Source organism: Cryomorphaceae bacterium, assembly GCA_007695365.1.
In the GTDB taxonomy this organism is placed as follows: Bacteria; Bacteroidota; Bacteroidia; order Flavobacteriales_D; family SKUL01; genus SKUL01.
This window is the reverse complement of record REDV01000084.1, coordinates 37,141-52,382: the sequence shown is the minus strand read 5'-3', so window position 1 is coordinate 52,382 and position 15,242 is coordinate 37,141. Positions and strand designations below refer to the sequence as shown.

16 protein-coding genes, 2 tRNA genes and 1 pseudogene are annotated in these 15,242 nt (G+C 47.1%); 9 read left to right on the top strand and 10 right to left on the bottom strand.

From position 1 onward, the window contains the following. The 5 genes and pseudogenes from EA392_07840 to EA392_07820 all read right to left on the bottom strand — a co-directional run. On the bottom strand, positions 1-326 hold a 326-nt coding region (locus tag EA392_07840), incomplete at its 3' end, for a TGS domain-containing protein (protein TVR39098.1). Positions 327-388: 62 nt separating this feature from the next. Beyond that, a pseudogene (locus EA392_07835) lies at positions 389-484 on the bottom strand (phosphoheptose isomerase). Between the two features lie 144 nt (positions 485-628). After that, positions 629-1,813 carry an ABC transporter permease gene (locus EA392_07830; protein ID TVR39097.1) on the bottom strand — a complete coding sequence of 395 codons (1,185 nt, stop codon included), beginning with the start codon at positions 1,811-1,813 and terminating at the stop codon, positions 629-631. Further along, positions 1,810-3,216 (bottom strand): ABC transporter permease, encoded by a 1,407-nt coding sequence (locus tag EA392_07825; GenBank protein ID TVR39096.1) that lies wholly within the window; start codon positions 3,214-3,216, stop codon positions 1,810-1,812. Before EA392_07825 ends, EA392_07830 begins: the two co-directional genes overlap by 4 nt. Positions 3,217-3,227: 11 nt before the next feature. Further along, entirely contained in the window at positions 3,228-5,024 is a 1,797-nt protein-coding gene (locus tag EA392_07820) for a hypothetical protein (GenBank protein ID TVR39095.1), read from the bottom strand. A gap of 103 nt (positions 5,025-5,127) precedes the next feature. Here EA392_07820 and EA392_07815 point away from each other — a divergent pair. Then, positions 5,128-5,216: transfer RNA gene (locus EA392_07815), tRNA-Ser, on the top strand. Between the two features lie 43 nt (positions 5,217-5,259). On the opposite strand, the gene EA392_07810 is transcribed toward EA392_07815, so the two are convergent. Both EA392_07810 and EA392_07805 read right to left on the bottom strand, forming a co-directional pair. Further along, a complete protein-coding gene (locus tag EA392_07810; GenBank protein ID TVR39094.1) occupies positions 5,260-5,469 on the bottom strand; it encodes a hypothetical protein in 210 nt (69 codons plus the stop codon). Continuing rightward, complete coding sequence (locus EA392_07805; GenBank protein TVR39093.1) at positions 5,462-5,671, bottom strand: hypothetical protein; 210 nt, start codon at positions 5,669-5,671, stop codon at positions 5,462-5,464. Before EA392_07805 ends, EA392_07810 begins: the two co-directional genes overlap by 8 nt. A 330-nt stretch (positions 5,672-6,001) precedes the next feature. Here EA392_07805 and EA392_07800 point away from each other — a divergent pair, with 330 nt between their 5' ends. After that, positions 6,002-6,838, top strand: coding sequence for a hypothetical protein (locus EA392_07800; protein ID TVR39092.1), 837 nt, complete (start codon positions 6,002-6,004; stop codon positions 6,836-6,838). Between the two features lie 112 nt (positions 6,839-6,950). Beyond that, positions 6,951-7,028 (top strand) — tRNA-Pro (locus EA392_07795). A 33-nt stretch (positions 7,029-7,061) separates the two neighbouring features. Here EA392_07795 and EA392_07790 read toward each other — a convergent pair. Further along, complete coding sequence (locus EA392_07790) at positions 7,062-7,241, bottom strand: hypothetical protein (protein ID TVR39091.1); 180 nt, start codon at positions 7,239-7,241, stop codon at positions 7,062-7,064. A gap of 534 nt (positions 7,242-7,775) precedes the next feature. Here EA392_07790 and EA392_07785 point away from each other — a divergent pair. The 6 genes from EA392_07785 to EA392_07760 are packed head-to-tail and all read left to right on the top strand — an operon-like array spanning position 7,776 to position 13,972. Beyond that, positions 7,776-7,964, top strand: coding sequence for a hypothetical protein (locus tag EA392_07785; GenBank protein TVR39090.1), 189 nt, complete (start codon positions 7,776-7,778; stop codon positions 7,962-7,964). Positions 7,965-8,023: 59 nt separating this feature from the next. Next, complete coding sequence (locus EA392_07780) at positions 8,024-10,150, top strand: S9 family peptidase (GenBank protein ID TVR39089.1); 2,127 nt, start codon at positions 8,024-8,026, stop codon at positions 10,148-10,150. After that, a complete protein-coding gene (locus EA392_07775; protein TVR39088.1) occupies positions 10,098-10,640 on the top strand; it encodes a DUF1572 domain-containing protein in 543 nt (180 codons plus the stop codon). The genes EA392_07780 and EA392_07775 overlap by 53 nt, the downstream gene beginning before the upstream one ends. A 47-nt stretch (positions 10,641-10,687) precedes the next feature. Continuing rightward, entirely contained in the window at positions 10,688-11,386 is a 699-nt protein-coding gene (locus tag EA392_07770; GenBank protein ID TVR39087.1) for a Crp/Fnr family transcriptional regulator, read from the top strand. Positions 11,387-11,402: 16 nt separating this feature from the next. Continuing rightward, on the top strand, positions 11,403-11,906 hold the full coding sequence (locus EA392_07765) for a GNAT family N-acetyltransferase (GenBank protein TVR39086.1): 504 nt from the start codon (positions 11,403-11,405) through the stop codon (positions 11,904-11,906). After that, the gene (locus EA392_07760) at positions 11,885-13,972 is read left to right on the top strand and encodes a hypothetical protein (GenBank protein ID TVR39085.1); all 2,088 of its coding nucleotides are present in this window, start codon (positions 11,885-11,887) and stop codon (positions 13,970-13,972) included. The genes EA392_07765 and EA392_07760 overlap by 22 nt, the downstream gene beginning before the upstream one ends. On the opposite strand, the gene EA392_07755 is transcribed toward EA392_07760, so the two are convergent. Further along, the gene (locus tag EA392_07755; GenBank protein ID TVR39084.1) at positions 13,940-14,449 is read right to left on the bottom strand and encodes an ABC transporter ATPase; all 510 of its coding nucleotides are present in this window, start codon (positions 14,447-14,449) and stop codon (positions 13,940-13,942) included. The genes EA392_07760 and EA392_07755 overlap by 33 nt on opposite strands. Continuing rightward, a complete protein-coding gene (locus tag EA392_07750) occupies positions 14,446-15,240 on the bottom strand; it encodes a (Fe-S)-binding protein (protein ID TVR39083.1) in 795 nt (264 codons plus the stop codon). Before EA392_07750 ends, EA392_07755 begins: the two co-directional genes overlap by 4 nt. Positions 15,241-15,242: the final 2 nt, after the last annotated feature.

Here is a 15,242-nt window from a genome sequence, read left to right as displayed (position 1 = left end):
CCCAGGTCAAGGTCGTAGTAAAAACCGTTTTCTACCGGAGGGCCAATGGCGAATTTCACTCCGGGAAAGAGCGACTCGATGGCTTCGGCCATGAGGTGAGCCGAGGAGTGCCAGAGTACGGCACGCGATTCGTCGTCTCGCCAGGTAAGCAGACGCAGCGCAGCATTTTCATGGATGGGGCGTGTTGCATCCCATACCTCCCCGTTTACTTCGGCTGCCAGCACGTTGCGCGCCAGACCCTCGCTGATGCTCATCGCAACGTCCATTGCGGTTACGCCGCTTTCAAATTTTTTGATTGCTCCGTCGGGAAGGGTTATCTCTATCATCATCCTGATTTTGGGGTTGCAAATTTAGGGAATGCAAAGCAGCCGTGCACAGCTGATTTACACTATCGTCGGAAAACCTCTATTTCCTTTTTGATTTTCACTAAATCTGTGAACTTTCCATTGAACTTTATGGCTCGCACAATGTGGTTGTCTATCCAAAAGTTCTAGGTTACATTGCTTTTAAGAACCGGGCTGATGGCACGGCCCTGCTCATCGGTAGCACTTTGTAAACCCTGGTGTTGATTCTCACTTATATTGATTCATAGTGTGTTGAGTTACAAAGTTACAATCACTGCGGGGAGTTACGCTTTCTTTTCGGGAGAGCTTATCAACAACCCAGACAAGCGGTAAAATACCAGCACAGCCGAAATCAATGCAAGCCCGGGAAATACAGAAAGCCACCACCATTCGGGGTTGGCGCGCGAAGATGCAAGGAGCGTTCCCCACGAAACGGTATTGGCTGATGCGATACCGATAAAAGACAGAAAAGACTCTGCAACAATGGCCGCCCCCACAGCAAAACCTATGGTTGTGAGCGCTGAGCGCCATGCATTGGGTGCAATGTGTCGGAGGACTACTCTCCAGGGGCTGATTCCGAGTGCGCTGGTGGCATCAATGTAGGCCTCGTTGCGCACGGAAATTACAGAAGCTCTCATGAGCCGGGCTATGTCGGGCCACATCAGTAAGCCCAAAATGACCGAAAGTCCCACAGCCGAAACGTCTCTCCACACGGCTAGCAAAGCAATTAAAATGAAGTAAGCAGGGAGAGCTGTAATCAGGTGAACCACCCAGAGAACCCATGCGTCGGGCGTGAGCATTATGCTCCAATTTTTGACCCGTGATTTTAATAGCCATTGATTGACTCGCCGGAGGAGGTATATAAAGGTAAGCACGGGGATTAGAAGGAGGGCTGACGTCATCCAACTCTGAATTTGCCATGCTACCCATGCCACGTGAGCAACAAGAACCACAAGCACAACCCAAAAGAAAAAAGTCAGAAAATGAAGTTGCAAATTGCGGTTGTGCCAATAGCCGCCCAGGGCGCCGAGCAGTATGCCTATCATTACGGCCAGGGCAACCGCGATCAGCGCAATCATGAGCGAAGTTCTGCTGCCATGAATTACTTGCGCAAGTACGTCTCTTCCTAATTCGTCCGTGCCTAACCAGTGGCGGGTGTTTTCAATCCCGGGAATAGCGGCTTTTGAGAACGGAGGAACAGCCACGCGTTGCAAATCCATATCATGCGGTGAAAAGGGAACCGGAGGTTTCACCATCCACTGCAGGTCTTTGTTTTGAGCAAGTGCGGCCACTCTCATGGTGTAGTCAGTGTCACCTTTCAACACGGGGAAATGAAGCGCTCCGTTGAGATTGACCAAAATAGGTTGGTTTCCGGCGAGAAATGGAGCAAAAAGGGCAAGGAAAAGCAGAACAAGTCCAGCTGTAAGCAGGGTTTTTGACCGGGTCAATATGGGCAGAACCGACTTCATTTTGTGGCCATTTCTCTTGTTCGCGGGTCGATATAGTGAAGAAGAATATCTGAAACCACGGTTCCAATCAACGTTGTGAGCGCCGCTATAAAAATGATAGCCATCACAACAGGATAGTCACGGGCATGAAAGGATTGAAAAGCGAGGTTGCCCATACCGTTGATGGAGAAAATGAGTTCAATGGCGACAGCTCCCGAAAGTGAAGCGGGAATCAATCCTCCCAGCCAACCGATTGCCGGAATCAGGGCTCGCGGGGCAACGTGGTTTGTCATGAGTTGCTTCTCGGAAAGCCCTCGCGATTTTGCCCCGAGGTAGCCTCTGCTGCGCATGATGGCTCTGGCTTCCTTCCTTGTTTGGATGGCAATGAAAGCTGCGCCGGCAGCGGTCCAGCAGGTTACAGGTAGTATAAGGTGATACATGATGATAAGTTGCCTGCTAAACCACGACGCGTTCTCAGGGATGTCCATGAGTTTGTATGCTACCGGGAACCAGTTTAAAAAGTCCGGGCTGCACAGAAATGTGAGCATCAGGGTTCCCAGCCAATAGCCGGGGATGGAGTACAATACCAACAGAAGGTACAGCCAGAAACGGGACTTTCCGGGTGAATCAATCTGTGCAAGCTTCAATCCCGCAGGAACGGCAACAACAAACATGAGCAACCATGCCGCTACGGCCAATAGCAAGGTTTGCGAAAATGCATTTGCTAAGATGGGTGCTACGGGTTGATTGTCTCTGTATGAACGTCCAAAATCTCCCCGAATCAACCCTCCCTCACCTTTATGCCCCAGCAACCATCGGTGAAATTGATTGTCAATACCGTGCCATTGGAATACGGGAATAAAGCTCTTCCAGCTTTGTTGATTTTCATTGAGTTTTGCGGCAACGACCGCCACTTTCATCACCAAGGCAGTATTTTCAGCCTTTTCACACCCTTCTGATAATAGCTGGTATCTTCTAAGAATTTCCTGCAAATTGCTTTGAAGGAGAATGTCGGAGGCCAGTCGCTGAACCATAGCCGATTCACTTTTAGCCAAATGAATCCGTAATTCATTGTGGGTGTGGTACCAATCCAGAACTTTCTCAGAACCGCCCAAACGCATACTAAGAGCCTTTAAGGCTTTGCGTCTGCCCGGGTGTGCAATGGCCCCCAGCGTGTCGGGTACTGTGGATGGAGTTGCACTGAGGTAGAAAGGTGGACGGTCTAAACCAAGGGCAACGCGTGTGGTTTGATAGGCAGATGTTTCATAGATGCTTTCGTGCGCGGAGCCAGCGTGAGGGGCGAGATTCAACCGGGCAAGCACTGGGTCGCCGGGAGAGACTTGTATCAGTACAAAGCCCAACAAACAAACCAAAAACAAACCTGGAAACCAGTACAGAAGTCGCTTCAAGGTTCGCCATGCCATGGATGTGAGTTCTATTGGGCCGGCTTCAAGCTGCCCGCGAAGTAACCGGGAGGAATAGTCATAGGGGCAAATCCCGAAAACCTTCTTGAAACAAAAATTCTTGACTGGTTGGTTGAAAGAAAAATATTGGGCACATCGTTGTGCAATGCTACCTGAAGCTCCCTCCAGTTTTCCTCATATTGCTTTTGGTTTTGGGCATTTGCGATAGCTTCAATGAGGGAGTCTGCAACGGGACTACTGTAACAGTTAAAATTGTAACCATTCTCGATGGCGCTGCTGTGATAAACGGGAGTTGGGTCTGTTGGCGCGTGCTCATCTGTCCATGAGAAAAAGGCCAGGTCAAAGTCACCAGCCATAAGGCGTTCAATAAATACCAGCCACTCGTCGTTTCTCACCTCTATGCGAACACCTGCAGCCCTTGCCCAATCCTGCAGCATCATCCCTGCGTTGCGACGGCCTTCATGTCCTGTGTGGTACAGGTATTCAAGAACAAGGTCGGTTTTTACGCCGTCAATTACCTTATCCCGAATTCCGTCACCATCGCTATCAGTCCATCCGGCCTCTTCAAGCATTTGAGCGGCTATTTGTGCATCGAAAGGATAAGGTTCGATTCCGCCGTGGTAGCCTGGCTTGCTGTTATGAAGCGGCCCGGTTACTTGCGTGCCACTTCCTTTTTGAACCACATTGATATAGGTTTGAACATCAAATAAGTGAGCCAATGCCTTGCGAACCTTTACATCTGCCAGAATGGGTTTGCAGCCATTCATCAGGATGATATTGGTTGAAAGTTCAGGTGTGCTGGCAAGTTTGAAGGATTTCAGAAAAATGGGATTGTCCTGTAAATCGTAATAATCCTGAGACCTAAGAATTGGCCCGACATCGATTTGGTCATTTTTTGCCGCCTTGATAATTGCTGTAGGTTCAGCGATAATAAAGTACTTGATTTCAAGAGGGTAATTTTGAAAGTAGCAAAGTGTTTTCTCGGTCTTCTTACCCCACCAGTTTTCTTTTCGGGTGAGAAGTAGAGATTGTCCGCTTGTCCAGTTTGTGAGTTGGTAAGGGCCTGAGCCCTGCACGTAGTCGGGGTCCCTGGAAAACCTGCTGTGGTTGAAAGTTTCCGCAAACAGTTGCCAGTTTTCGGGCAACTCCTCGTTGCCGGTGTGACGGATAATTTCGCTGAACGATATATCCTTAATCAAACCTTCTGTATCGTAGAGGTGAGCCGGTAGAATGCCAAGTTCGGCTCCTGTAGCGTAGGTAGTCCTCAGATTGTGTTCACACACAAAGTGAACGCGTTTTTCATTGGTGCTATCCGCATAAATTGATTGGATGCCCCGGAGAAAATCGCGTTTGCCTTCTGCGCGCACCCCCGGCATCACAGTAGCCTTAAAAGTGAAAACCACATCTTCGGCAGTAACGGGTGTTTCATCAGTCCAAGCAGCATTGCTCTTGATATCGTAAGTAATACGAATTAAAGAGTCGTGGTATGGTGCTATCGTAGGGAGGGCTGATGCAAGTACCGGAACTGGTTCATGGGTCGCGGGATCGGTTTGCATAAGCTTTTGAAAAACCAAATCGTTGATGGATTGCGCATTGATGGTTCGATACAATACAGGGTGTATGGCATCAGGATCTGAGGTTATAGCAATTCTTGCGCGCTCTGATTTACCAGAAGTTTCATAGGCTTCTTCACAAGATGTAATAAACACTGTCAGAAATAGAAGTGCGTAAAATAATGTTGAGCGCATAAAAATGTGTTCGTTTGCCAGCAAAAATAAGAAAAGCCGAACAGCAGCTTTTTTCGCCATGACTATAGTTCGTGTTATTGGGGTATTTTATACTTTTGCGCCCACATTCATTTTAAGCATCGTTTGTGATATGCTTTCGATGCATGAATTCAGCCGAAGAACCGGAGAGGTGGGTGAGTGGCTGAAACCACATGTTTGCTAAACATGCATACTCGGAAACGGGTATCGGGGGTTCGAATCCCCCTCTCTCCGCAGCCAAATCCTGCACCCTGAATAGGGTGCAGGATTTTTTGTTTCACCAAAGGCCAAACGCAGTTTGAGCCTGTGGTGAAACAAAAAATCCCGGCCACTTTTGTGGCTGGATTTGGCTGTTGTTTCCCCCTTTCGGGATCGCCTTTAGGCAATCCCCAAGGCAGTTTGAGCCTGTGGTGAAACAAAAAATCCCGGCCACTTTTGTGGCTGGATTTGGCTGTTGTTTCCCCCTTTCGGGATCGCCTTTAGGCAATCCCCAAGGCAGTTTGAGCCTGTGGTGAAACAAAAAATCCCGGCCACTTTTGTGGCTGGATTTGGCTGTTGTTTCCCCCTTTCGGGATCGCCTTTAGGCAATCCCCAAGGCAGTTTGAGCCTGTGGTGAAACAAAAAATCCCGGCCACTTTTGTGGCTGGATTTGGCTGTTGTTTCCCCCTTTCGGGATCGCCTTTAGGCAATCCCCAAGGCAGTTTGAGCCTGTGGTGAAACAAAAAATCTCCAACACTTAGGTGGCTCAACCCGAGTAAGTCGAAGAAAGAGAATTAAAGTCAGTCCTGTGCGAGATTCTAGTCGCTGGTTGTGTCGGGTAAAGGTGGTTGATATACAGCACTATACCATTTATTATGCTGTTATTGAAACCTTGACCTGCAGGTTGCGTAATCCACAGCCAGAACAATAAACCCAAAACGAATTCAGGTTTGATAGTGGATAAATAATGAGAACTTAAGTCTGTACGTTGCAGTTATTCTCCATTTTTGCCACACTATGAACCAAAAAAGCCATTCAACATGAAGACAGTTTGCCAATTAATTCCCGCAGGATTCTTAGCACTTGGAATTGCTCTCAGCTCTTGCGAGTCTGAACCACAGGCCAAAACCTACGATTACGAAAAAGCTGACAGCCTTGCTGTGGATTATGAGCGTGAGCTACGTACCATCCGCAAAGACATCAAGGATGCGGGGAACCTCTATCTTGTGATGCGTGAGATTGGTGTTCCGTTTCAATCAGATCTTGTGGGGGCTGCATCAAAGTACCAAGGAGCAACAGGTCGTAAAAAGCAAGCACTTTCTTTGGGTGCGGCCGGAGCTGATTTGAACTATCTAACTATGTTTGAGCAAGCTGATCAAACTCCTTCCTATGTAAAGGCAATCCTCAGTCTTGCTGATCAGTTGGGTATTTCCAGCGCTTTTGATGAGGGGCTGATGGCGAAAATAACGGAGGTAGGAGACACGACCTTAACTTTCAGAAAGAAAAGTAGCTTACTCAATGATGCCTATCGTCAGGCTGAAGATAATCTCTATTCGGAAGAGAGGGCGCAAATTACCTGTCAGATTGTGGCCGGTGGATGGTTGCAGAGTATGCACATCGCTGCCAATATTGGAGCCAATATCGAATCTCAGCGTGAGGTGGATACTGAAGTATGGAACATGATTTTTGGTGCTGAAAAGGTGTTAAAGATGCTTGATGTGTTTGAGAATGATCCGGATTGCAAGGCAGTTGCTGAAGATATTCGTTCGCTTGATCCCATCCTTACCAAGTTGTCACAGGAACGTATTCAAAACGTACACCAGCATTTCGCGGCGCTCGCGGCAGCAACGGGAAATGTTCGTTCAAAGTGGTTTTAAGGAATCGCACCACAAAGTTTTTCACGCAGCTGTAATCTTATGTCAAAAAGCTTACCTTTGCGCCTCCTTTCCGGAGAGTTTGTGAAGTGAAGTTGATTACGGAAAAGGAGTTCGGGGTGTAGCGTAGCCCGGTTATCGCGCCTGCTTTGGGAGCAGGAGGTCGCAGGTTCGAATCCTGCCACCCCGACAAGAAACACAAGACCAGCGGAAACGCTGGTCTTTTTTATTTTCCCGCACAGCCCGGGAAAGCTATGCTTTCAACCGGGCTGTGCGGGAAAATAAAAGCCATTGCATCAAGCAATGGCCTTGTTTTGTTGTCTATCCCCACTTTAGGATCACCGCAGGTAATCCTGCTTATCATATCTTTCAACCGGGCTGTGCGGGAAAATAAAAGCCATTGCATCAAGCAATGGCCTTGTTTTGTTGTCTATCCCCACTTTAGGATCACCGCAGGTAATCCTGCTTATCATATCTTTCAACCGGGCTGTGCGGGAAAATAAAAGCCATTGCATCAAGCAATGGCCTTGTTTTGTTGTCTATCCCCACTTTAGGATCACCGCAGGTAATCCTGCTTATCATATCTTTCAACCGGGCTGTGCGGGAAAATAAAAGCCATTGCATCAAGCAATGGCCTTGTTTTGTTGTCTATCCCCACTTTAGGATCACCGCAGGTAATCCTGCTTATCATATCTTTCAACCGGGCTGTGCAGGAAAATAAAAGCCATTGCGTCAAGCAATGGCCTTGTTTTCTTGTCTGTCCCCCCTTTTAGGATCACCGCAGGTAATCCTGCTTATCATAGCTTAAAATCACCTTTGGGGAAAAAGAAAAAGTATTGCCGTTGGGCCTTTCGGTTGGGTTTAGATTTTGTTGGGCAAATCGGAAAGAAGCTTCCCGTCTTGCTTTTGTATCTTTGGCCAACACGCTAAAAGATTAGTCATGCTGCAACGCCTTCTTTACCTTTTTACACTCGTTTTTTCTGCCCTGACCACCGCGGCTCAAATCCCTCAGGATATTCGTGTACAGGGCGACCCCGAAGATAGCTGGTTAACGGTGCTCATTATCTTCGGCATCGTGATTGCCCTTATGGCTTTGCTGGTATATTTTCGCTATAACAAGAAGAAGTGACTCATTTATATCGACTACTATCTATCTTTTTTCTGCTCCATCAGTTTGTTGGGCACGCTGTGGCTCAGCCAAACGAAGCGCTAACGCTCAGAGAAGCAGTTTACGGAGAATACGGTCAACTTCGGCCACATAATCTTGTTCGCTTTACCTGGCTTCCCAATGGCAAAGGATATTGCTTTTTGGAGGGACAAGGAGATGCAACGCGATTGGTTATTCGCGACCCTGATAATCTGGGGTCAAGAGAAATAACGCTCTCTGAATTGAACCGGGGGGTGCAGTCACAGGGTTTTCTCTCCATGCGTTTTTTTCCGGCTATTTCGTGGATGAATGAGAATCAGATAGCCTTTGACTACTTCCAGAAAATCTTTGTGTATGACATTCCTACCGGTCAAACAGAGTTTCTGATGAGGTATGTGGAGGATGCCCATAATGCTGAGTTTAATCACCGCCACATAGCCCTTAGCTATTTCAGTGGGCCGAACGTGTTTGTGCAATATGGAGATACACTTGTGAATTGGGTAACCCGACACCCCGCAGGTCCGGTAAAGGCAGGACAGGCATTGCATCGTTTTGAGTTTGGAAATGTGAAAGGAACATTTTGGTCGAACCACGGAGACCTGCTTGCTTTCTATCAAAGCGACAACTCGAATATTGCTGAAATCGTCTTGCGCGATTATGGTACCGGCGAAAGTGAAGGTCGCACCATTCGGTATCCAATGGCCGGCAGAAAAGGAGAAATGCCTTCAATAGGCATGTATCATCTCAGTTCGCAGGAAACTTATTACCTCGAAACAGGAGATCTGCGCGAGGTGTATTACTCTCATCTAACATGGTCGCCCAACGACCACCACATTTATTTGAACGAGCTGTCGCGCGATCAGAAAAAACTCGAGTTGGTAAAATATGAGGCAGCGTCCGGTAAGAGAATAGGTGCCTTGATTACAGAAACTGACGATATGTATGTTGATCCTCACAACGGGCCTGTTTTTATACCTGATGGCAGTGGAGACTTTCTGTGGATTTCATCAATAGATGGATACAAGCAGCTGTTTCGCTACAGCGCAGAGGGAAAGCTGATAAAAAAACTTTTCGATGAAGCGTATGATATTCATGAGGTTGTTGGTTTCGACGAAAAAGCCGGTCATGTCTGGGTTACCATCCACAAACCCGTTTTGCAACGCAATATTTTCAGGCTGAATCTCCGGAACGGCAAAATTCATTCTGTTTCTGAAAATGCATGGGTGAATCGGGCGGAGGTGAGCCCAGACAGAACCAGAATATGGTTTCAGTGGTCGAATCCTCAAATCCCCGGCAAAGACGAACTCTATTCCACTGATGGTAAGAGAATCCGAACCTTGCACGAAGCATCCCATCCACTTTCCGGTAAAGAAATGCCCGTTGCGGAAATTATTACGCTGCAAACCGAAGATGGAACGGAATTATACGGGTGTTTGATGAAACCCGCACACGCAACTGAGAACGCAAAACTACCTGTGCTGGTTTATGTACACGGTGCCCCGCAAACTCAATTGGTTCAACATGCGTGGAACTACGGAGCGCCATTGTGGTTGAATCATGTGGTATCGCGCGGATATGTTGTGTGGATGCTCGATAACAGAGGCACAGGTAACAGAGGAAAAGATTTTGAACAAGTTTTATATGGCAAATTTGGTTCTGTGGAAATTGATGATCAGTTGCTGGGTGTTCACTATCTCTCAACGCTACCATACGTTGATATACAAAGAATGGCCGTGCACGGTTGGAGCTACGGGGGATATTTGGCTTCGGCACTAATGCTTCGGGCACCGGGAGTATTTCGGGTAGGTATTGCCGGAGGTGCAGTAACCGGTTGGAAAGACTACGAATCCATGTATGCGGAGCGTTATCTCGGTTCGCCATCACAAGACCCCGACGCGTACAAAATGTCTGATCTTTTAACCTACGCAACCAATCTTCAGGACGCTTTGCTATTGATTCACGGAGGAAGCGATGAGGTAGTGCTCCCCGACCAACCTGCCAGACTCGTTCGGTCGCTAGTGTCGCACGGAAAACCGGTCGATTACTTTGTGTATCCCGGGCATCCCCATAATATACACGGAAAAGACAGGCTGCATTTGATGGAAAAATTACTGGATTACATGGAGCTTCACCTTGATAAAACTACTGACAGTGAAAGCGGAAAGTGATGTGGGGCGAGAAGTATTGGACAACCTGAACGCAAAACTTTTTGTTGAATTCTGGCCACGTTTGGAAAAGTGTCTCACTCTTTGCAGTGAGGAGCAACTATGGTTTAGGTTCAATGAGTCAACCAACAGCATCGGAAACCTGGTTCTTCACCTTGAAGGAAATTTGAGGCAGTGGATAATACACGGCGTGGGAGGCGCTGAAGATGTGAGGAATCGGAAAAAGGAGTTTGCAACATCCGGAGGTTTCAGCAAAGAAGAACTGAAGCAGCGCCTGGAAGTGCTGAAAGCCGAATTGCAAGAAGTTTGGAAGGATATCCCTGAAGAGTCACTTTCCAACAAAAGGCATATTCAGGGCTTTGAAACCTCAGTTTTAGGCGCACTGATTCATGGTGTTGAGCATTATTCCTATCACCTGGGGCAAGTGTCTATGATTGTGAAGATGTTGCGAAATATTGATTTGAAGTACTACGAAAACCACAATCTCGACTAACAGACTTTGCTATATTTGGAGGCGTAACCTGCCAGAACGATCACAATATGACCGGAACTAGACCCAGTATCAAGCAATGGTATTTGCAGCAGATTAATTTTTTCCACAACCTCTCCATGGAGGCTATGATGGAAATAGATGGTGCAACCGAAATGCTCTACTTTAAAAAAGGTGAGGAAATTTTTAAGAGTGACGACGAAAACCAAATATACCTGATAAAAGAGGGAAGGGTGAAGATTCTGGCGCACAGCGATGATGGTAAGCAAACAATGGTAAAGGATGTTGTCTATCCGGGGCAGATTCTGGGTGCAATTAAAATGAGTTCGCACGACACACCGGAGGCGTCCGCAATCGCGATGGATTCGCAAGTGATCATATGTGTTGCAGAATCAAGTGTTTTTGAGGACTTAATGACACGGCATGCAGACGTTGGACTTGCCATGACCCTAAATGTAGGAAACAGACTACAACAGCTTGAAAGAAAGCTGGACATGTTGTTATTCAAAGATGCGTCGGCCCGTATAGCCTCTTTTGTTTTAAATCTCGTGGAAGAGCACGGCGACAAGTCCAACGCTCAATGGACGCTGACGCACAACCTCACGCACCAGGACATTGCTAATATGACTGCAACTTCCAGACAAACGGTTACAACGGTGTTGAATGACCTAAAAAAGAAGGGGCTTATTGATCACCGTGGCAAGACTTTTACAGTGCTTGTTCCCGAAGGATTAAAGGCCTATTCCTGATTTAAGCCCGACGCTTATGGATGCAAAACTATGGGTTTGTGGAACCAACGACCGTTCCCGGATAGAATCATTGGCATTCAGAATATGGAAACCGGCCTTCAGAGATATCCTACCCCCCGACAGACTTGATTATTTGTTTGAATGGATGTATGCACCTGAAAAACTGGAGCAACAGTTGGCAGACAATGATACCCGTTTTTACCTTCTGCTGCATAATGGTCAGGACATCGGATATGCGCAGTTGCTTTTTCTCGACGACCATACCAAACTCGAAAAACTATATGTAGATCAGGCGTTTCGGAAGAGAAAACTGGGTTTATGGTTCCTCAATGCATTGGTGGGGGAGGTACGGGCGAGAGGTTTCAATGTGATTCGCTTACAAGTGAACAGAGCAAATATCACAGCCATTGATTTTTACCGTAAATTTGGCTTCACTACCATTGCTTCCAAAGATTTTGACGTTGGCGAGGGTCACGTAATGGATGACTTTGTGATGGAATGGAGGGCCAACCAAAACTGAGCATGCTCCCGGGTATTCATTTCACTATAGCGATAAGAGCTGTAATAACAGCAATGCTAGGCCTGTTCATGGCGTTTTCAGCGTTGGGCCAACGCGCTGCCATCATAGACAGCCTCAAATCAGTGATAACCCGGCAATCTGATACTTTGCTTTTAGCAAGTATCATGGAACTAGATGCCTATCTGGCCACCAGAGAAACACGCAACAACCTGAACTACCTTGAACAAGGACTGTCAACAGCTCGTGAACTTGGCCATTTGTACTACGAATCTGAGATGTTAAACCTTATAGGAACCTCTCACTATTACCTTGGCGATTATGATAGTGCTTTAACGCTCTATCACCAGGGTATGGAGGTGCTTAAGCTAATGGACAGTGAGCAGTACGAGGCTGAAGTACGTATTCCTTTGCTTCATTCCACCTTGTTGATGAACATCGGTGTAATGCTGAAAATCAGAGGAAATTTTCAGGATGCGTTGGAATACTATCAACAGTCACTCAACATCAGGCAGCGCCTTGGCAACAAGTCGGGATTGGCTATTGCATACGTGAACATAGGGAACCTCCACGTATCAGCAAAGAGCGATAACAAAGCACTTGAATATTTCACAAAAGCGGAGGAGCTGTACAGAGAGCTGGACGAAATATACGGTCAGGCAGCCGCACTCAACAACATGGCTCTTATTTACCGCCGCAGAAATGAACTCACCACTGCGCTTAACTTTTTTGAACGCGCTCTCGAAAAATACAGGACTATTGAGCATTCCATGAACATTTCACGGTGCTATACCAATATTGGACTCGTTTACCACGATTTTGAAGATTATGACAGGGCTTTGGATTATTTTGCTCTTTCGCAGGTAATTAAAAATGAACTGGAAGATCGATCGGGTATTGCTGCTAACTTTTTGTACATGGCCGATACCTACACGGTTTTGGGCCAACTCGAAAGGGCGGTAACGTACTACAATAAAGCAAAGGACATCTATGATGATTTGAAGTCTGTTAAGCATCAACTTCTATGCTACGAGGGTCTTGCGGATGTTTACGCAGAGCTGGGAGACTATGCAAACGCCTATCTGTACAAGGATATGTTTGTTGAGCTCAATGCCACGCTTCAGACTGAAGAAATAGCCAAACAGCTGGCCGCTCAGGAAGCCCGATACGCATCTTCTGAGCGCGAAAAGGAGTTGGCTATTAAAGACCTGGAGCTGGCAGCCAAGAGTTCTCTGATTCGTCAGCGGCAGGTGCAACTTTGGGTTTTAATAGCCGGTTTTCTATTGATGGTAGCCATCGCAATTATATTTATTCAGCGCTTCAGGATTGAATCCCGTTTTCACAAACAACTCGAGGCGCAGAATGAAGAATTACGCCGGACCTATGACGATCTGAAGGCCACCGTAGTGAGCAAGGAGGAAAAAGAAGCCATGGTGAAGGAGATTCATCACCGTGTAAAGAACAACCTCCAGATTATTTCGAGCCTTATTAACCTGCAGGCCAATGTTGTGGATGATTTGCGAGCAGAGCGTATGTTGCGTGAGGTTCAGAACAGGGTGCTTTCCATGGCTATGCTGCACGAACAATTGTACAGGGCGCCTGATATTGCCAGAGTCTCCATAGAGAACTACCTGAGAACCATTCTTGATAATCTGCTGCTCATTTTTAGCGATAAGGAGTTGGTAAGGTACGAGATCAGGGTTGAGGTTTCGCATTTTACAGTTGACACACTTATTCCACTGGGGCTACTTGTGAACGAAGTTGTTACCAATTCCCTCAAGTATGCTTTCAAAGGCAAAGAATCAGGCCTTATTACGGTGATTCTTGAGCCGGTTACAGAAAGGCTATGCAGACTTGTTATATCGGATGACGGAGTTGGTTTCGATCAGGACTCGGGGCGTGAACAGCAAGGATCCATAGGCATGGAACTCATAGAAACCTTTGTTTCTCAAATGGATGGTGAGATGAAACTTAGCTCCGAAAATGGTACAAGGCTGGAAGTAGAATTTGCGCCCATCCTCAGGAAAGAAACAGACCTACTCAAGAAAACGGGCATGCCAACTGCTTGAGGCCGGTATTTCCCATCTGGTTTTTAGTTTCCCCAATGTGCTTACAGTGTGATCGAATACGATGGTATCCTCATTCACCATCCCTTCTTTGGCGAGTGCCGTAAATTTGGTTACCGGAACAGTTTGCACAGTGCCCTCATCATCGCGGTAGGAAACCAGCATCCGGTCAAACAAATTCAACTTCAGTTCATCCTCCAGCGATTTTATAAAACGCACAGAACTATCAATTGCGCAACCGCTGGTGATAAAGGACTGTTCATCGGCCAGCACAACGATGAACTGCTGGTACAACACAAAAATTCTCGCATTCATCTGACGACCATGGCTTTGCCAACTTTCAAGAAAAGCGGCAGCGCTTTCTCTCACTCGCTCTACTTCCTCTTCGGAAAGCGAGCGGTTGGCAGCATAAATCCATACCCGCATTTCGTCGGGCAGTGTGAGCATACCATTCATTACGTCATCGTGACTTGTTATCATAAGTCTTCGGCTTGCGCAATGAGTTCGGCAATGTCCAGAACGTGAATTTCACCTTCCTTCTCAAAATTTTTCACACCGTCGGTCATCATAGTGTTGCAGAAAGGGCAACCGGTGGCTATAATTTCAGGTTTCACCTCAATAGCTTCTTCGGTGCGCTCTATGTTCACTTCCTTGTTTCCTTTTTCGGCTTCTTTGAACATCTGAGCACCTCCCGCACCGCAACACAATCCGCGGCTGCGACAGCGTTTCATTTCCACCAGTTCAGCGTCGAGTTTTTCAATCAGTGCCCGGGGAGCTTCGTACTCGCCGTTACCCCGACCGAGATAACACGGATCGTGAAAAGTAATGCGCTTGCCTTTAAAGGTGCCTCCCCCCATGAGCCTGAGCTGTCCGTTGTTAATCAATTCCTGAATAAGCTGGCTGTGGTGAACCACCTCGTAGTTTCCGCCCAAACCGGGATATTCATTTTTGAGCGTATTGAAGCAATGTGGACATGCGGTCACGATTTTTTTCACTTCGTAGCCATCCAAAACCTGGATGTTCATCATGGCCTGCATCTGAAAAAGGAATTCGTTGCCGGCGCGTTTAGCGGGATCTCCCGAACAGCTTTCCTCAGCACCAAGTACGGCAAACTTAACTCCGGCTCGTTGCAGAATTTTTGCAACTGCTTTGGTGATTTTTTTTGCCCGGTCGTCAAAACTACCGGAGCATCCTACCCAAAACAAAATGTCCGGTTTTTCGCCGTTAGCCATCATTTCGGCCATGGTAGGTACTCTAAGTGTTTCGCTCATAG